This window comes from Marinihelvus fidelis (genome assembly GCF_008725655.1).
Lineage (GTDB): Bacteria > Pseudomonadota > Gammaproteobacteria > Xanthomonadales > SZUA-36 > Marinihelvus > Marinihelvus fidelis.
On the sequence record NZ_VYXP01000001.1, the window covers coordinates 141093 to 159767 of the forward strand.

An 18675-nucleotide genomic window follows, 5' to 3' on the forward strand; every position below is an offset into this window, starting at 1 on the left:
GCTGACCTGATGCTGTTCAACTCGGTTCAGTTCCTGGTCTTCTTCACGGTCGTTGCGGGCGTCTATTTCTTCCTGCCCAGGCGCGGCAAGCTGGTCTTCCTGTTGCTGGCCAGCTACTGGTTCTACATGAGTTGGAAGGTCGAGTACGCGTTGCTGATCGTGATCTCAACGCTGGTCGACTACTGGGTCGCGCTGGGGTTGTTCAGGGCGGACAGCCGGGCGAAAAAGCGCTGGTTGCTGGTGCTCAGCCTGTTCACGAACCTGGGCATCCTGTTCACGTTCAAGTATTTCAACTTCATCAGCGCCTCGTTCCAGGACCTGGTAAACCTGTTCGACGCCAGTTACCAGTCGCCGGTGCTGAAGGTGCTGCTGCCGGTGGGCATCTCGTTCTACACCTTCCAGACGCTGAGCTACACGATTGATGTTTACAGGGGTGACCGCGAGCCGGAGCGCAACCTGCTGGTGTTCGCGCTCTACGTTTCGTTCTTTCCGCAGCTGGTAGCCGGGCCCATCGAGCGCTCCACCCACCTGCTGCCGCAGTTTCATACGGACAAGCGCTTTGAATGGAGCCGGCTGACGAGCGGGTTCGCGCTGGTGCTGTGGGGGTATTTTCTGAAGCTGGTGATCGCCGACCAGCTGGGGCCCTATGTCGACGAGGTGTTCGGGTCGCCGCGTGGCTACAGTGGCGGGCACTTCCTGTTGGCGAGCTACTTCTTCGCGTTCCAGATTTTCGGGGACTTTGCCGGTTACTCGTGTATCGCGATTGGTGTCGCCCGCATGCTGGGCTATGACCTGATGGAGAACTTCCGCCGGCCGTATTTCAGCCGCAGCGTGCGCGAGTTCTGGACGCGTTGGCATATCTCGCTGTCCAGCTGGTTTCGCGACTACCTGTATATCCCGCTGGGCGGTAATCGTCGACGGCAGGCGCGGAACCTGCTGAACGTGATGCTGGTCTTCGTGATCAGCGGGCTTTGGCATGGCGCCAACTGGACCTTCGTGGCCTGGGGCGCGCTGCACGGCGCGTACCTGGTGGCCGGCCGCTGGCTCACCCCGCCTGGCGCCCGGGATGGCAAGCGATCGGGCCTGATGAACCTGGTCAACGTGTTCATCACTTTCAACCTGGTGGTGTTCGCGTGGATATTCTTCCGTGCAGAGAGCCTGTCCGATGCCTGGTACATCGTCACCCACCTGGCTGACTTCCCCGCCATCAACGCGGGTTATCTCGCCAATGTCGTGCTGCCGTTCACCAACGATTACTCGTCCATCTCGATGTTCGCCAGTTGCCTGTTCTTCATCGGCGTGATGGAGGCCGTGCACGGGCTGCAGGAGCATGGCAATAACTCGCTCACCCGGTTGTGGGCCCGGTCCGGGCTGTTTCGTGCGGCTTGCCTGGTGGTGTTACTGAACGTCATTCTCTTGTTCGGCAACTTTGACTCCAACAGCTTTATCTATTTCCAGTTCTGAGATGCGAAAACTGGCCTACACACTGGTGTTTTTCGTCGCAGCGGCGGCACTGTTTGGCCTGTTGATGTGGGCAAAGTTCATGTTCTCCCACCAGGCGGCCCCTAGTTCAGTCGGGTTCGAAATTCCACTCAACCAGCCGCCTGACGTGCTGTTTATAGGTTCGTCGCACACGCGCGATGGGTACGACATCCGGGCCTTTGAGCAGGCCACCGGCCGGGATGCATTCATGCTGGCCTATAACGGCCTGAGTTACTGGTTGATGCTGCCAGTGATTGAGCACTTGCTGGAGCAGCCGAACAAGCCAGGCCTGCTGGTGATTGAGAACTTCCTGGACAGCGCGCACGGTGAACCCCGGCTGTTCGACAAACGGCTTTATGCCCAGGCGCCACCGGCCGTTAAACGTGCATTGCTGCAGCAGTTGCGTGCCGAAGGAATGAGTTTCGAGCAGGGGTACGACCTGGCCGTTTCCGGCAAGAACCAGGACATCGTTGCCAGCCCGTTGGTGAACCCGGTGTTGGATCGGTCCTTCTACCGCGGTGGCCACGTGCTTTCGACCCGGCGCCAGATGAACGCGGCCCGGTTTCGCCGGATCAAGGTAAGAGAGCCGTATGGGCGTGTGAACCCCCAACACCTGGCGGCGCTCGAGGCCATCCTGGGCCTGCTCGAGCACCACGGGGTCAGCACCGTGTTTATCGAAACGCCCATGGCTGGCCCCATCGAGCGTGATAAGGCGTTTATTCGGGCCAAGCGACAACTGGTCGATGTGATTGAAGATGCGGGATTCTGTTACATCGATGGCGCTGCCGGGTTCGATGTCGATGCGCCATCCAACTTCCGGGATGCGGGCCACCTGTCCGGTAAGGGGCGCGCGCTGTTCACGGCGCAGGTCGCCGAGATGTTGTTCCCGGGCCAGGTTACTCGATGCCCTCGCCCACCCGGCCCCAGTCGGCGCAACCCTGGTTGAAGTCGAAGTTCAGCCACGTGGCTACCGCGCGGCCCATGATGTTCTCCTCGGGCGCGAAACCCCAACTGCGGCTGTCAACACTCTGGTCGCGGTTGTCGCCCATCATGAAGTAGTGGCCTTCCGGCACCACCCATTCGCCTTCGGGGCCGCGCATGCCGGTGTGAAGCAGGATGTCGTGGCGCTTGCCACCCAGGTCTTCTCGGTATCGAACGGCGTCCCGGCGCGGCGTTGAGCACTTGAGGTCGCCGCTGGCCAGCGGCGCGCCGCCCTGGATGGTCATGACCTCGCCGTTGATGGTCAGCTGCTTGTTGCGATAGACCACGCGGTCACCGGGCAGGCCAACCAGGCGTTTGACCAGCGTGACGCCGGGCTCGGCCGGATGGCGGAAGACAATGACGTCACCGCGCTCCGGGTCGCCAATCGGCACGAACTTGTTGTTCAACACCGGCAGGCGCAGGCCATAGTTGAACTTGTTAACCACGATAAAGTCGCCCACCAGCAGGGTGGGAATCATCGAGCCAGACGGGATCTTGAACGGTTCGAACAGGAATGACCGGAAGATCAGCACGGCGAAGAGCACGGGAAACAGCGAGCGGGAGTACTCGACTGCCGCCGGCTCATTGACCTCGATTTTGCCGGCGCGCTCCGCGCGCTGGATGCGCCGGGCGCGGAAAAACAGGTGATCGGCCAGCCAGATCAGTCCGGTCAGCAGCGTCAGTACGACCAGCACCAGGGCGAAATCCAGGTTCATGGTTGTTTTCCTCGAACAGTCATTCCATGCCCGGCCGGAATGTCATGTCGGTATCCGCCACCAGCCAGGTGAACATAACCCACGCGGCCACGTTCTGCGCCATTTCGGCAGGCACGATCTTGTCGAAGGTGTCGTTGGGCGTGTGGTGAAACTCGAAGTAGTCTTCGCCGTTCTGGTCCAGGCCCGCCACCGGCATGCCCATGTACTGCAGCGGGTACATGTCGGGGCCGCCGTTGCCCTCGTTGTTACCGCGCGTGATACCCAGGTGCTGCATCTGCACGTGCATGGCGTCGAAAAACGGCAGCGCGTGCTCACCGACGTTTGAGTTCAGGCGCCAGATCTCGCGGGCGCCGAAGTCGCTTTCCGAACCGATGACGTGGTTGGCCAGGGTGCCGTCGTCCTTGCGGGCCTGTGCGTAGGCGCGCGCGCCGATCAGGCCGACTTCCTCGGCGCCGAACAGCACGACGCGGATAGTCCGGCGCGGGCGCTGGCCAGCGTCCATGATCAGTTTCGCGGCCGCAGTGACGATGCCCACGCCGGCGCCGTCGTCCAGCGCGCCGGTGCCGTTGTCCCAGCTGTCCAGGTGCGCGCCGATGATGACGATCTCTTCCGGTGCCTCGGCGCCGGTAATTTCAGCAATGACGTTTCCGCTGGTGGCCTCCCCGCGCCAGCCGGCGGAGGTCTTCAGGCGCACGCGAAGGGTCTCACCGGACTCGTGAATCCGCTCGATCTGGTCGGCGTCCGGGGCCGAAACGGCCAGTGCCGGGATCTTCGCCTTGCGGCCTTCGGGGCGGCTCATCATGCCGGTGTGCGCGAAGCGGTTCGAGCTGGTGCCCACCGAGCGGATCAGCACGCCGGCGGCGCCGCGATCCTCGGCGTGGAACCAGGCTTTCTGGCGTTTGCGGTTGGCCCAGCCGTAGCCTTCACCGGTCCGCGTGGCCACCATCCGGTCATTGATGAAGACCAGCTTGCCGGCCAGCGCGTCGTCGCTGTCATCGAACGCCAGCAGGTCGTCGAAGCTGCTGAAAAACACCACCTCGGCCTCGAGCCCCTCGTCCGGCGTGGCCGCGGCGCCGCCCAGCGAAATCGCGTGCAGGTGCTGCGGGTAGGGTGCGGTAATGGCCGCCTCTTCAATGACCGAAGTGCCGCGGGTCCACAGATCGAGATCGAAAGGCTCGACACGGACGTTCTCAAAGCCAAGCCCGGTCAGTTTTGCGACCGCCCATTCGCGGGCGCGGGCTTCCTGCGCGGTGCCGGCCAGGCGCGGGCCGATCTCGGTGGTCAGGCTGCGCGTGATCTCGTAGGCCAGGTCGCTCTCCAGTGCCGTGTCGGACAGGTCATGAATGGCCTGCAGCGTCTGCTCGTCGAACCGGTAAGTGTCATCGGCAAGCGTTAGGCCGGGAATCAGGGCGGTGACGGTGGTCAGCAGGAACACGGGGAGGGCGGTCAGGACGCGCATGGGCAATGTATCCGGGGTTGGCAAGCGCAGCAGTTTAGCGCTTCACGGTGCGTAATGGGCCGCGCGTGAACCTCCAGGGGCGTAATTCCTGCATTAAGGGCCTGAAGGGTTCCGTTCTGACGGAGGCCGAACGCTATTCAATGTTTTACCACTGCAGGGAGAAATGACATGACAACAAGAATCCTGGTTGCGCTGCTGGCGCTGGCCGGTGCGAATGCGGCGATGGCGCAGGTGGAGCTGACGTGCTCGAACCCGACGCAGTCGCCGGACTCCACGGTGTCGGCCGTAGATATTGGCACCGTGATCACGCTGTCGATCGACACCACGGGCGCTGCTGATGCGCGGATTGATGGTGTCTCGCTCACGCCCGATGTTGACCCCGATGCCAACGACAACGTCACCTGGACGGCCACCCACACGGCGATACAGGATCGAACGATCGATGTCGTCGCCTGGTCGGCCGGCGATGCGGCGTCCGTGACCTGCAGCTGGACCATCGAGGTGGAAGAAACGCCCCCCGGATTCAGCAAGGCATTTTCACCGGCGGTCATCGACGCCGGTGATGTCAGCACGCTGACGTTCACCATCGACAACTCGGCAGGTTTCCTGGCGTCTGACCTGGACTTCATGGACACTTTCCCGGCTGGCCTGGTGGTCGCGGGCCCCGCCAATGCGTCGACAACCTGCACGGGTGGCACCCCGTCCGCGGTGGCGGGTAACGGCTCGGTGGGTTACACGGGCGGTTCGGTGGGTGACTTTGCCGTATGCACTGTCGCCGTGGATGTCACTTCGGCATCTGCCGGCAGTTACGTCAATACGTCCGGCGACCTGACCTCCAGCGCTGGCAACAGCGGCCCCGCAACGGCGACGCTGAATGTCAACGCGGCGCCGCCGCCCCCACCGCCGCCCCCGCCGCCGGCCGCGCCGGCTATACCCATTCCGTCGCTGGACCGCATTGGCCTGGGCGTGATGGTCCTTATGCTGATGGCGTTCGGGCTGCGGTACTGGCGCAACATGGGGTAGGCCGCTGGCGGATTTCGGAGGGCCTATAATGACCGGCGTTTTCCAGGTTATTTTCAGGCCCTGCTTTCATGAAATCCGACCCCGACAAGCTGCTGAAAAGGCACCGCGAGCTGACGCATTCCGAATCGCTGAAGGTGGTGTCCCATGTCCAGCGCCAGTCGGGTGACTGGTACCTGAACACCCTGATGCTGGAAGGGTACGACGTGCCCTTCCAGTACAAGCGCCAGGTGAAATACAAGAACCTGCAGGGTGGGCGGGTGAACCTCACCTACTACCCGACCACGAAAAACGTGGCCGGCATGGCAGTCGAAGTGATGAACGTGGTGCGGGTCAGGCGGGCGTGAGCGGCTCACGGGTTTACCAGGCGGCGACCTGGTCATTGGGGGCGACGGTGTGGAGCAGCGCCTTGCTGTTCGGCATCTATATCCTGGTGTTTTTCTTCGTTGCCCTGCTGCAGGGTAACGGGGGGCAGTGGAATGAAAGCCTGCCCAATCTATACGACCCGGCGACGCCGCGGTCGACGGCGGGGATCGGCCTGCATTTCGCCGGGGGTGGAATCATCCTGGTTCTGGGCTGTATCCAGCTGTTGCCGTCGATTCGCCGCCGCTGGCCCGCCGTGCATCGTTGGCTGGGCAGGGTGTACGTCACCGCCGCGGCGCTGACCGCTGTTGGTGGGCTGGTGTTCATTGCCGGCAAGGGCACCATTGGCGGCGTGGTCATGGATATTGCGTTTGCCGGCTACGGCGTGCTGATGGGGCTGGCGGCCGTGGAGGCGTTCCGCCACGCACGGGCGCGCCGGTTCGACCAACACCGCGCCTGGGCCATTCGCCTGTTCGCGCTGGCCATCGGCTCGTGGTTGTACCGCATGGAGTACGGCTTCTGGTTCCTGCTAACCGATGGTATCGGTCACACCAAGGACTTCCAGGGTTGGTTCGACTATTTCATGGACTTCTTTTTCTACGTGCCCAATTTGCTGGTGGCCGAACTGGTCATTCGCCGCAAACGACTGGCCCGTGCCGGTGTATGGCAATGGGCCGGTGCAGCCGCGCTGTTCGCGGCCACGGGATTCCTGTTGCTCGCGACCTACTATTTCACCCGTTACCAGTGGTGGCCGGCGATTGCGGGTTGACAGAAAATGGCGTTCGGGAATGTTGCTTAGGGGAAGCTGGATGTACAGAAAAAGTCTCGCCAGGTGGCTGGCCGGAACACTGCTATTCAATTGTGCCGCCGTATCGGCCCAGACCATCGACTTCTCCGCCGGCCACTGGGTCGACCTGACCCACGCCTACTCCGAGGACACGTTGTACTGGCCCACGGCCGACGGCTTCCACAAGGACACCGTCTACGAGGGCGAAACACCGGGTGGCTGGTATTACACCGCCTACAACATCGAAACCGCCGAGCATGGCGGCACCCACCTGGATGCGCCGATTCACTTCTACAAGGGCCGCGAAACCGCGGACCAGGTGCCGCTGGAGTCGCTGACCGGCCTGGCGCTGGTCGTGGATGTTTCCGCGCAGGCGGCGGCCGATGCCGACTACCTGCTGACCGTTGGCGACCTGCAGGCCTGGGAGCAGGCACATGGCAGCATTGAGCCGGGTGCCATCGTGCTGGTGCGGACCGGCTGGGCCGAGCGCTGGCCCGATGCGAAAACGTATCTTGGTACTGACCAAAAAGGCGCGGATGCCGTGCCGTTGCTGCACTTTCCGGGTATCGGCGCCGAGGCAGCGCAGTGGCTGGCCGAGCGTGAAGTCGCCGCCGTGGGCATCGACACGGCCAGCGTCGATCGCGGCCAGTCCACGGATTTCATGGCCCACCGGGTGCTGTACGAGGCCAATATTCCCGGTTTCGAGAATGTCGCCGACCTGTCGGCGCTGCCGCCGCGGGGCGCCTGGCTGGCCGCGCTGCCGATGAAAATCGCCGGTGGCAGCGGTGCGCCGTTGCGGATCGCGGCGTTTGTGCCGGGTAGCGCAGCAGGCAACTGGCAACCGCCCGCCGAGGTGCCGGCGGGCCTGCCACCCGCATTCACCTATGCCGACACCATCCCCGGCATCCGCGTCGACCTGCGTTACCTGGGTGAAGACAATTTCGTCGGCCAGCGCATTGACGGCTATGAAGCCGACCGCCTGGTCATGACCCGGGCCACGGCCACGGCGCTTGCCCACGTACAGGCCGAGCTGGCGCCGATGGGCCTGGGGCTGCTGGTCTACGATGCCTACCGCCCACAACCGGCCGTCGACCACTTCGTCCGCTGGGCGGAAGACGTGGATGACACGCGCATGAAGGCCGAATACTACCCGGACGTGCAGAAGGGCCAGCTGTTCGCGGAAGGCTACATCGCCGCCAAGTCAGGGCACAGTCGCGGTAGCACCGTCGACCTGACCCTGGTTGACCTGGCCAGCGGGGAGCCACTGGACATGGGCACAGCATGGGACTTTTTCGGCGCGGAATCCTGGGTAGCCTGGGACGGCGCTTCTGCGCAGCAGCGGAGCAACCGGATGCTGCTGCGAAGCGTCATGCTCGGGCAAGGGTTCACCCCGTACGAGAAGGAGTGGTGGCATTTCAGGTTCGCGGACGAGCCGTTTCCCGAGACCTACTTCGAAGCGCCGATCAGGTAAAGCGCAGGGTCGAAGCGACGTGCCGGCGGAGCGGCTCCGGGATGGATAACTCCTCCGCCAGCCCCGCCCAGCCCCGGAACGCCTCCACGGTGCGCTCCAGCACGATCTTTTCGCGGTTGCGCGGCAGGCCGGCGTATTCGGCCAGGTGCTTCAGGTCGGCAACATCGAAACCGGTGGTCTTGCCGTTGATGCTGAGCTGGTGGAAGCGGGTGAAGTCGCTGCCCTCGGCGTGGCACAGGTCGTAGGCGGGGGCGATGCGCCAGCGGCCGTCCGGGTTCATGATGAAACCGAAATTCTTGACGTGGTCGTCCTGGTTGCAGCCGACGATGTTGAACACGGCGCGGCGGTACTGTTCCTCGATGTCCTGCATCGGCATGTCCAGCTGCTTCATCGTCATGAACAGTTGCTCGTAGCTGTAATGGCCGCTCTCGTAGTAGTCGAAATGGGCCAGCGCGCCCAGTGACTGCACGAAGCGCTTCTTGCCGTCCTCGGTGCGGTCGAAGCGGCGGGTCATGAAGTGATGACGGCCGTTTTCTTCCAGCAACTGGCATTCGCTGATGTCGATGCCGCATTCGCGGGCGACCTGGTAGTAGCTGTATTCCAGCAGGCCGTAGCCGGCCGGGTCGGCGACACCCCAGTCGCCACTGAACTTGACGCCGTCGAACTTGATCAGCCAGTGCTCGTAGCCGGCGGGCAGGTCGAGCTGGCCCGAGCGCACGTCATGGGTGTCCGGGTTGTAGGCGATGACGGCCTTGGCGCGGGCGCCGCCGGCGGAGGTGCCGACGCTGAGCAGCTCCAGCAGCGGCTCGTCGCCCAGGCCTTCGTCCAGGCGCACCTGCAGCGCATGGCGGCTGGCGAACGCCAGGCTGGCCAGCTCCACCAGCTGTTCCACCTGTAAGGATTGTGAAGAAGGACTGGCCACGGCGGACGCCGGCTCGAACTCCAGCGCCCCCATCGCACGTTTGCCGGTGTAGCAGAGCCGGTCGACGGCGTTGAACTGCTCCGGCGTGCGGCCGTTTTTGGCCAGCCAGACGTTGATCAGCGCGTTGCCGTACTTGTCGGGCAGGGCGTCGGCCAGCAGGCCGGGCAGGCCGTGGAAGGTGCGTTTGTGCAGCTCACGGAACTGGTAAACCCGGCCCTTTTGCAGGGGCATCTGCAGCGGCGCCGGGTTGATGCCCAGTTCGACGAATGCCGGGTCCCATTCAAAGCGGCCGAAGGCCTCGCCCTCGTCCATCGAGGCGTAGCCCACGGTGCGGCCCCATAGCCTGACCTGCGCGGTGCTCATGGCGCCTGGTCGCCCCAGGGGCCGGCGGTGTCATCGGCCGGCCTGCGCCGCGCGCGTGACCTGTTGCCGGCGGCTTTCGCATCGGCCATCGGCGAGCGGATCTCCTGGGCCAGCAACCCGTCCACTGCGTCAATCATGCCCAGTGTCCTGAGCAACTTGATCCAGCTGCCCATCTGGCCGTCACTGCCGCCCTCGATTCGCCGCAACGTGGCCACGCCGATGCCGGCGGCCTGGGCCAGGTCCGGCTGGGTCATGCCCTGGGCTTTGCGGGCTCGCGCCAGGCGGTGGCCGAGTTCTGCGAGCACGTTCTCGGTTGGAGTGAGGTTCTGTATTTTCATATCAAATATGATTTATATTGGCTTTGAATTGCAAAATAATATCATAAATGAGTTTAAATGTATTGATGGTGGAGTAAGAATAGAAATATCAAAAACGATTGTATTACAGGTTTAAGTGAAGCAAACAATCGTTAATGATATCAAGATTGGTTTGGTGCGAGCGCCATTGTGGAACAGGGTAGGTGGTGCCAGTGGTCAACATCTGGCCAGGGACGGTGAACTCAGTGGGATAGGTGCGCTACTGGACCCCATACCACTGCCGAGTGCTGACGGTTAGACTGGGGCGGGCTGTACAACAACAAGAATCGGCGAGCGGATAGCAAGGATGTAGCTCATGGCCAGATCACGGCATGTTCTGATGAAAGGGTGGCTGGCTGGCCTGACGTTATTCGCCTGGGCCGGCATCCAGGCAGGGGTAGTACACGCGCAGGAGAGTGAGGTCGCTTTCGGCCCCGAACCCGGCTGGGTGGTGGATGTGCCGCCGCCCATGGAGGCCCGGGCCGCGGAAGACGAGCTTTCCGGTGGCATGCATTACCTGCTGGTGGACTGGCAGACACAGGAGACCGCGAATGAGCGCGAGTCCTGGTCACACTACGCCGTCAAGGTGCTGGACCGGGCCGGGCTGGAGAACGCCTCCTCGTTTACGGTCGAATTCGACCCCCGCTACCAGGCCGCCACCATTCACACGGCGCGCCTGCTGCGTGATGGCCAGGTCATCGACCAAGCTGATCAGGGGCGGGTCAGTGTGTTCCAGCGTGAATCCGACATGGAGCGCCACCTGCTGGATGGTCGCCTGACGGCGCAGTTGATCTTCGATGACGTGCGCGTCGGCGATGTCGTTGAATGGAGTTATACCGTCAGTGGAAAGAACCCCGCGTTGCGTGGCCATATCGGGTTGTGGCGGCAACTGGAGTGGTCACAGCCGGTCGGGCGGCGCCATGTGCGGGTCCGGGTGCCGGCAGGGCAGTCGTTCAATACGCAGGCGTTGGTGACGGACCAGCAACCTGTCGTGGTCGACGAAGACGGTTGGCAGGCGTTCGTCTGGGATGCGGACAACCTGCCCGGCCGGATGAAGCCGGACGATGCACCCGCCTGGTACCAGTTCTACCCGGCCTTCGAGCTGAGCAGTTTCAATAGCTGGTCCGAGCTCCAGCAATGGGGCATCGATATCTATTCGCCCCGCACGGAAGTGACGCCCGCTATCGAGGCACAGGCCCGGGAGATCCGGGCAGTGGCCGGTGACGACCCGTCGGCGCTGGCCATGGCGGCGTTGCATTTCGTACAGGAAGAAATTCGCTACCTGGGTTTCCAGATGGGCGAGTCCGGCTACATCCCCGCCGAGCCCGACGAAACGTTGTCGCGCCGGTACGGTGACTGCAAGGGCAAGACCGCGCTGCTGATCAGCCTGTTGCAGGCGCTGGGCCTGCCCTCGGCGCCGGCGCTTGCGCATACCGAGGAAGGCAAGACACTCAACCGGAACCTGCCGTCTCCGCTGATGTTCAACCACGTGATCGTGCTGATGGACCTGGGCGGCCAACGTTATTTCCTTGACCCGACACTGACTGACCAGGCAACCCGGCTGGATGCCGTTGTGCAGCCGGCGTACGGCTGGGTGTTGCCTTTGGCCAGGGGCTATGGCGACGGCCTGCTCGACACCACGGACCACCATGACGGCGGCATGATCAGTATCCTGGAGCGCGTGTCGCAGCAGGGCGAGTTTGGCGCAGACCTGGTCATCGAGACCACCTACACCGGTGCCGAAGCGGACCGGGCCAGGGGTAGCATGTCCACGAAGAGCCTGCGCGCGGTCACCGACCAGTACACCGACTTCATGGGCAAGTACTACGAAGGCCTGGTGTCGACGGAAACCGTCAGGTTTGAGGACGACCGGGATCGCAACGAGCTGGTGGCTTACGAGTCGTATAGCGTGTCGGATTTCTGGTTGTCAGAAGATCGTACGCCCGGTTCAGCTGCCGATGCCGCGCTGTACGGCTGGCAGTTGCGATCCACGCTCACGGCCGTGGACACCGCACCGCGCACGGCCCCGGTGGCGCGGGAGTATCCGGCGCGTATTCAGCACGTGGTTGAACTTGACCTGGCCGACGGCTGGGCATTGCCGGAAGAGTCCAACACGGTCGAGGATGCCCAGTTCTCGATGACACGGGCGGTCAGCTACGTCCCTGGCCGTTTCAGGGTCGAGTACCACTACCAGGCCCTGGATGACCATGTGCCCGCTGACGCCCGGGATGAGCACGGCCGGCACATCGATGATGCCTGGGACCTGAGTGCCTACCACATTGAGCGTTATGCACAGGGCGCCGGCGGCGGCGAAGAAGACACCGCCGGCGCGTCACCATGGTTCTGGGTCGGCTCTGTCGTGGTTGCTTTTGCCACCCTGCTGCTGGCCTGGTTGGTCCGGCTGCTTGGTGTGCGGCACTGGTTGCTGGAGCTGATGTTCCAGCCGTACCGGCAATATGCGTCGCTACCGGTGCCCTATGCGGCAGGCATGCTGGTGGCGATGTTCGTGGGCATGGTGTCGATGACGGCCAACCTGATAGAGACCGGGTTGGAAGGCCAGCTCCCGATGGTCGGCCTTTTGGCGGTCATCCTGCTCGCGGGTGTGCTCACGGGCCTGCTCAACATCTTTATTGGTGGTACGGCGTGGGCGCTGGCGGCGCGCCTGGTGGACGGCAAGGGAAAAATCCTGCCGACGGTATGGGCCTGCGCATGGGGCCAGTTGCCCAATGCACTGTTCATGCCCATGACGCTGTTGACCGTCGCCGTGCTGGGCGATGCCCTGTTCAACCCTGACCTGCTGGTGGCCGATACCTACCTGCTCAAGCCGATCCTGATGGCCGGTTGGGGGATGGGCTTGATCGTGAGTGCGGTGTGGTCGCTGATCAACTGCATCTCCACGGTGGCCGTCGTCCAGCAGATCAGCCGCGGCCGGTCGTTCGGCGCGATGTTGATTTCCGTCTGCGGGATGCTCGCCATCGTGTTCAGCCTGGTGTTGCTCGTGCTCATCTTTATGCTCGCGATGGGGCTGGTGGACGGCTTGTGATGATCCCGCCGGTCAATCCCCGAATTGCGCCTTCATGACCGGGCTGTTCATGATCTGCCAGGTGAACTTGGGCCACATGGTCCAGCTGCCGGCTGCGTCCTCGACGCCGGCCAGCAGTTGGTCCAGCCGTTCGCGGGAGTAGGGCGCGCCGGCCAGTACCACGGTATCGATGGCGCGGATGGCCTGGATGTCTTCCAGCGGGTTCTCCCGCAGCAGCACCAGGTCGGCGCGGGCGCCGGGGGTGATCTCGCCGGCGCTGCCTTCCAGGCCCAGGAACCGGGCAGGCTCCAGCGTGGCCGCGCGCAGTGCGTCCAGGGGTGACAGGCCGGCCTGCACCAGGTGGGCCAGTTCGTCGTGCATGGACAGGCCGGGGAATACAAAACTGTCGGGTGCGTCTGTGCCGGCCAGCACGGTAACGCCGGCACGGTGCGCGGCGCCCGTCTGCGCCAGGCCGAACTCGTAGAAGGCGCGGAAGTTGTTATCGCCATCCGCGTTGCCGCGGCGGAGCATGTTGTCAGCATCGCCATTCCACAGCAGTCTCAGCGGGCCCGGGATGTAGGCCAGGCGCGGGTCGTTGCGGTATTGCGAATCGCCGGCGAAGGCATCCATCTTGCGGGTGGTGTGCGTGGGCACGAAGGCGGTGCCGGCCTGCCGCATCCGCTGGTGCAGGTTGGCGCAGCGCTGCTCATCATGCTCGGCCATCATGCGGTCGCGGAGCGCGTTGGTGTAGGTGGCACGGAAGTCGTCGGTATTGCGCAGCTCGTCGATGCCCGGGTAGCAGGACCAGGCGAACAACAGGGCGTGCTCGATGCTGCGCTGGCCCGCGGCGACGACATCGACGGCCGGCACGGCGAGCGGGTGGTGGCCGGCCAGGTACAAGCCGTTCTGCGCGGCTGACTCGGCCAGGGCCAGGTAGGCCTCTCGCGACAGGCGGTTATAGGGCTTCAGGAAGTCGACACCGCGCGCGGCATCGTGGGCCACGCGCTGCCGGGCACCGTCGGCATCCGGTGCGCCCAGCGCGCGGTCGTAGCCCTTTGGCACTTCGCCGCCCCCGTTAATCGCCAGGCTGGTGACCTGGTCGTAGCGGGGGCCGACCAGCTCGCCCGCGCCCACCGCGCGGTGCCAGTCGCGCTTCTGCGGCGCGCAGGCCGCCCAGCCATCGTCGTCACCCAGGCAGCCGCCCATGTCACGTACTGCCGTGACTCCGGCGGCGATGAACAGCGGGTGCGTGAGGACCGGGGACATCTCCATCGAGTGCACATGCATGTCGAACAGGCCAGGCACCAGGTAGCCGCCCTGGCCGTCGATGACCGTGGCGCCGGTGGCGGGCAGGCCAGGGCCCACCGCTGTGATCTGCCCGCCCTCAATCAACACGTCGTACCCGGCCAGCAGCTGGCCACGGCGCACGTCGACCACGATTGCGCCGGTGATGACCAGCCGGTCGGGCCGGGCTTCCGGTACGGGTGGGTCAATCGGCCACCACGCGCCCACGGCGAGTACCAGCAGCAGTAAGGCCACGATGGTGGTGACGACTTTCAGCGTGAACTTCAGAAATGGCATGGGTGGGCCCACGGTTACCGGTGAATGCGCAGGTTAGCAGTGACGACCGCGGCCGCCCCGTGCCGATGGTGTGGGGTGAAGGTGCAATTGTTACTTGAGAATGATAATAATTATCATTACTATTCACGGCTTCTTCGTGCCGGGTTTTCCGGCCAGCACAACTTGAGGAGCAATTGATGAGGGATTTCACGGCCGTACCCGGCTACGGCAGCCTGGCGGCGGCAATCACCATGGCCCTGTTTTCACAGGTGGCCCTGGCGGAAGACACCGATACGGAAGAGGAGCGGGAGCGCGTGCTCGAGGAGATCGTCGTAACGGCGACGGGTTTCGAGCAGAAGATTACCGATGCGCCGGCCAGCATTTCCGTGATCAGCCAGGAAGAGATCCTGGCACGCCCTCATCGCAACCTGCTGGACATGCTGAAGTACCAGGAAGGTATCGACATTGGCACCACCCGTGACAAGACCGGGCAGGGCAGTGTCAGCATGCGTGGCCTGACCGGCGAGTACACGCTGCTGCTGATTGACGGCAAGCGCCAGAACAACCACGGCGACATCTACCCCAACAACTTTGGCGGCAATGCCTTTGGACACCTGCCGCCCACCGAGGCGATCGAGCGCATCGAGATCATGCGCGGCCCGGCGTCCACGCTCTACGGCGCCGACGCCATGGGTGGTGTGGTCAACGTGATCACCAAGAAGTCCGCACCGCGCTGGTACGGCACGGTGAACCTGGGCGGCACGATCCAGGAAGACGACCAGTTTGGTAACGACTGGCAGGGCGAGTTTTTCGTCAACGGCCCCCTGGTGGCCGACAAGCTGTCGGTCGCCCTGCGTGGCAGTTACTACGAGAGCGACGCCTCGTCGCCGCAGTTTGAGCCGGCGGTGGACCCCAATGGCACCACGCATGTGCGGTCGATCGGTTTTGGTGGCGGTGGCCGTACGGTGGACAGCGAGGTCGAGGAATACGGCGCGACGCTGACCTGGGTGGTGGCGCAGAACCAGACCCTGCGGTTTGACTACGATACATCCAACCAGGTCTATGACAACACGCCGGTCATCGACCCCGATAGTGGCACGATTACCTACCCGCTGGGCACCAAGGACAACATCGAGGCGCTCTGGCAGGACAGCCGCGGGCGCGTCAACCCGCGCGCGGGTTACGCGGCCGACCAGGAGTTCAGCCGCGACTGGTGGTCCATCGTTCATGACGCCACCTGGGGTTTTGGTACCAGCTACCTGGCGCTGTCCTACGTGGACACGGCCAACGAAGGCCGTACGCTGCCGCTGACGGTGGCCGAGCGCCTGCACCTGCAGGACATGTACGACGGCGTCGGCGATTACGCCGGCATGCCGGAAGAAGAACGCAAGGCGCTGGCGGAAGAGACCTTCCTGCCCCGTCCAGCGCGACCGCTCAACAGCAGCCAGTACACGCTGGATGCGCGTGTTGATATTCCGTTCCAGGCCGCCGGCGAGCACGTCATGGTGATTGGTGGCCAGGTCATCGACGGTGAACTGGAAGACGGCGTATTTGGCATGGAAACCGGTGAGCCGGGCGGTACACAGGACCAGGAAATGTGGTCGCTGTTCATCGAGGACAGCTGGACCGTGACCTCGCCGCTGACCATCACCGGCGGTGTGCGCTACGACAGCCACGACGTGTTCGGCAGCCAGGTGTCTCCACGCCTGTACGCGGTTTACGCGTTGAACGAGTTCTGGACCGTGAAGGGCGGCGTCAGCACCGGCTACAAGACCCCGCAGACCACCGACCTGTACGACGGCATCACCGGTTTCGGTGGCCAGGGCACCTCGCCGTTTGCCGGCAACCCGGACCTGGAGCCGGAAACCAGCGTCAACAGCGAAGTGGCGGTCTACTGGACCAGCCCGCAGGGCCACAACTTCAACGTCACCTATTTCCGCACCGACTTCGACGGCAAGATCGCCAACGGCGACACCATCTACAGCTGTGAAGTGACCGGCGGTGTGCGGCCCTGCGTCAACCTGGGCGCCTATGATGAGCTGGGTTACTCGACCTACAGCCAGAAGATCAACATCGACAAGGTGGAGATCCAGGGCATCGAGGTGGCCGGCCTGTACGCGATCAGCGACGACTGGACGCTGCGCGGCAACTACACCTGGACCGACAGCGAGCAGAAGAGTGGTCCGGAGGCTGGCCAGCCGCTGACCAACACGGCCGAGCACATGGCCAACGCCAGCCTGGACTGGCAGGTGACCGCGCCGTTCTCCATGACCCTGCAGGCCGAGCTGCGTTCCGACCGCTACCGGGGCTGGGACAACACGCTGGACCGCCCGCAGTACTACGAGAGCTACAACCTGTGGCACCTGGCGGCGAACTACGTGATTTCCGATAACATCACGATTTTCGGTCGCATCAACAACCTGCTGGACAATGACTTCACCAGCTACCAGACCGACTTCATCGATCTTGATGGTGACGGCATCTACACCCTGGCGACCGGGCGTGGGGCAGTGAGCGAAGTGATCTTCACCGACGACTTCAACGTCAAGGATGCGCGCCGGAATTACTGGCTGAGCGTGCAGTTCTCGTTCTGACGGACTGGTTCTGAAGGGCCGGGCCGCCGGCCGTTGCCGCGCTAGTAGACTTCGCGCAGGTAACGGCCGGCGGCCTCGATGTCATCCAGCCGGTCACGGCCCAGCAGCTCCTGCAGGGCCAGGTTGACCCCCTGCGCCATGCCCGTGCGGCTGCCGCAGACCATGATCACCGCGCCGTGGTTGACCCAGTCGACCACGGCGTCGGCATGTTCAAGCAACAGGTCCTGGACGTAACGCGGCGCAGTCGGGCAGCGTGAAAACGCCAGGTCGATGCGCTCCAGGGTGCCGTTGCCCTGCCACTGGCTGAGCTCGTCGGCAAAAGGCCGGTCGGCCACCGGGTCACGCTCGCCGAACAGCAGCCAGTTGCGACCGCCGCCCGCCAGCTCACGCTGGCGCAGCAATGCGCGCAGGCCGGCCAGGCCGGAGCCGTTACCGACCAGGATCACTGGTGCATCTATCGTCGGCGCGTGGAATCCCGGGTTGGGGCACAGGCGGATATCCAGGGTATCGCCCAGGGACAGTGTGCGGGCCAGCCAGTCTGAAGCCAGCCCCGGCTGGCCGTCGGGGCCCACCTGCCAGCGCACCACAAGGTCGAGCCGGCCATCTTCTGGGACAGAGCTGACCGAATACTTGCGGGACATCAGCGGCGGCAGGCTGCCGATCCACCGCGCGGGGTTGGCGATCGCTGCCAGTGGGGGCTGTTCGGCCAGGGCGGGCAATTGCCGTCTCGCCAGGGCGTCGAATGCGGTGGTTTCCAACCCATCCATATCGAGTGGCTGGCCGGGTTGAAGGCCCAGGGCCCGTTCCAGTTCGCGGCGGGCCGCGACGGGGTTGTCCGGCACCAGCTCGGCCACATCGCCGGCCGCCCAGGTGGGGGGCGCGTCACCCTGCGGTTCCAGGACCAGGTGGTACAGGGGCTGTCCCGGCGAGCCGGGGTTGAGTTGCCGGCGTTTCGCCAGCGTCCAGGTGGTCCACGGCGCTGTTGTGCTGCCCGGCTCGTTATCCAGGCCCAGGTCCGCACCGAGTTCGCGTAGCACGGCGCTCCATTGGTCCAGCGCGTCAGCCTGCCCCTGTTCCCCCCGCGCATCCAGCGACAGCGCCGGGCGCAGCGGCCGCGCGCCGTGGCCTTCGAGCGCATCGTGGACCCATTTCCCGAAGGTACAGAACTGGGCGTAGCTGCTGTCACCCAGGGCCAGCACTGCGAATTCCAGGTGCGACAGGTCCAATGACCGGTCTTCGTGGTAGCGCCGCTCGAAGCGGTTGCCATTGTCGGGGGGCTCGCCGCTGCCATAGGTGCTGGCGATGACCAGCAGACGGCGGGCGCCGGACAGTGCGGTATCGTCAACGTGATTCAGGGGCAGCAGCTGTACCTGGCCGTGCAGCGCCGCCGCGGTGCGTTCGGCCAGCCCGGCGGCTGTGCCGCTCTGGCTGGCGAAGGCGATGAGGGTGTCATGCCCGGTGGCCGCGCCCGTACCAAACCGGCGGCGGTGCCGGTACAGGCACCACGCGGTGAACAGGACATAGGCCGCCAGGACCAGGGCGGCCAGCCCCAGTCGCTGGACTTCGGTCACTGGGCGAC

Annotated in this window: 14 protein-coding genes; 8 read left to right on the forward strand and 6 right to left on the reverse strand. The window is 64.2% G+C overall.

Annotated features, from left to right (window positions below; translation table 11 throughout):
- Positions 1-9 precede the first annotated feature (9 nt).
- Complete coding sequence (locus tag F3N42_RS00600; protein ID WP_150862433.1) at positions 10-1464, forward strand: MBOAT family O-acyltransferase; 1455 nt, start codon at positions 10-12, stop codon at positions 1462-1464.
- Between the two features lies 1 nt (position 1465).
- Positions 1466-2428, forward strand: coding sequence for a hypothetical protein (locus F3N42_RS00605; RefSeq protein ID WP_150862434.1), 963 nt, complete (start codon positions 1466-1468; stop codon positions 2426-2428).
- On the opposite strand, the gene lepB is transcribed toward F3N42_RS00605, so the two are convergent.
- Positions 2379-3179 (reverse strand): signal peptidase I, encoded by an 801-nt coding sequence (gene lepB, locus F3N42_RS00610; RefSeq protein WP_150862435.1) that lies wholly within the window; start codon positions 3177-3179, stop codon positions 2379-2381. The two genes, F3N42_RS00605 and lepB, sit on opposite strands and share 50 nt — an antisense overlap.
- Before the next feature lie 19 nt (positions 3180-3198).
- Complete coding sequence (locus tag F3N42_RS00615) at positions 3199-4638, reverse strand: M20/M25/M40 family metallo-hydrolase (protein WP_150862436.1); 1440 nt, start codon at positions 4636-4638, stop codon at positions 3199-3201.
- Between the two features lie 168 nt (positions 4639-4806).
- On the opposite strand from F3N42_RS00615, the gene F3N42_RS00620 reads away from it, so the two are divergent.
- The 4 genes from F3N42_RS00620 (at position 4807) to F3N42_RS15680 (ending at position 8279) form a co-directional block, all read left to right on the forward strand.
- On the forward strand, positions 4807-5661 hold the full coding sequence (locus F3N42_RS00620) for a DUF7933 domain-containing protein (RefSeq protein WP_150862437.1): 855 nt from the start codon (positions 4807-4809) through the stop codon (positions 5659-5661).
- A gap of 68 nt (positions 5662-5729) precedes the next feature.
- Complete coding sequence (locus tag F3N42_RS00625) at positions 5730-6005, forward strand: hypothetical protein (RefSeq protein ID WP_150862438.1); 276 nt, start codon at positions 5730-5732, stop codon at positions 6003-6005.
- On the forward strand, positions 6002-6790 hold the full coding sequence (locus tag F3N42_RS00630; RefSeq protein WP_150862439.1) for a DUF2306 domain-containing protein: 789 nt from the start codon (positions 6002-6004) through the stop codon (positions 6788-6790). The genes F3N42_RS00625 and F3N42_RS00630 overlap by 4 nt, the downstream gene beginning before the upstream one ends.
- Positions 6791-6830: 40 nt before the next feature.
- Positions 6831-8279, forward strand: a complete 1449-nt coding sequence (locus F3N42_RS15680) for a cyclase family protein (protein ID WP_224784604.1) — start codon at positions 6831-6833, stop codon at positions 8277-8279.
- Here the strand turns inward: F3N42_RS15680 and F3N42_RS00640 are convergent.
- Positions 8272-9564 (reverse strand): type II toxin-antitoxin system HipA family toxin, encoded by a 1293-nt coding sequence (locus F3N42_RS00640; RefSeq protein WP_150862440.1) that lies wholly within the window; start codon positions 9562-9564, stop codon positions 8272-8274. The genes F3N42_RS15680 and F3N42_RS00640 overlap by 8 nt on opposite strands.
- Entirely contained in the window at positions 9561-9902 is a 342-nt protein-coding gene (locus F3N42_RS00645) for a helix-turn-helix domain-containing protein (protein ID WP_150862441.1), read from the reverse strand. The genes F3N42_RS00640 and F3N42_RS00645 overlap by 4 nt, the downstream gene beginning before the upstream one ends.
- A gap of 358 nt (positions 9903-10260) precedes the next feature.
- Between F3N42_RS00645 and F3N42_RS00650 the strand changes: the two genes are divergently transcribed.
- Positions 10261-12963, forward strand: coding sequence for a DUF3857 domain-containing protein (locus tag F3N42_RS00650; protein ID WP_191621139.1), 2703 nt, complete (start codon positions 10261-10263; stop codon positions 12961-12963).
- Between the two features lie 12 nt (positions 12964-12975).
- On the opposite strand, the gene F3N42_RS00655 is transcribed toward F3N42_RS00650, so the two are convergent.
- Complete coding sequence (locus tag F3N42_RS00655; RefSeq protein WP_150862443.1) at positions 12976-14523, reverse strand: amidohydrolase family protein; 1548 nt, start codon at positions 14521-14523, stop codon at positions 12976-12978.
- A gap of 176 nt (positions 14524-14699) precedes the next feature.
- Here F3N42_RS00655 and F3N42_RS00660 point away from each other — a divergent pair, with 176 nt between their 5' ends.
- Positions 14700-17096: a TonB-dependent receptor domain-containing protein gene (locus F3N42_RS00660; protein ID WP_224784605.1), complete on the forward strand. Its 2397-nt coding sequence runs from the start codon at positions 14700-14702 to the stop codon at positions 17094-17096.
- Positions 17097-17137: 41 nt separating this feature from the next.
- On the opposite strand, the gene F3N42_RS00665 is transcribed toward F3N42_RS00660, so the two are convergent.
- Positions 17138-18667 carry a flavodoxin domain-containing protein gene (locus F3N42_RS00665; protein WP_150862444.1) on the reverse strand — a complete coding sequence of 510 codons (1530 nt, stop codon included), beginning with the start codon at positions 18665-18667 and terminating at the stop codon, positions 17138-17140.
- Positions 18668-18675 lie beyond the last annotated feature (8 nt).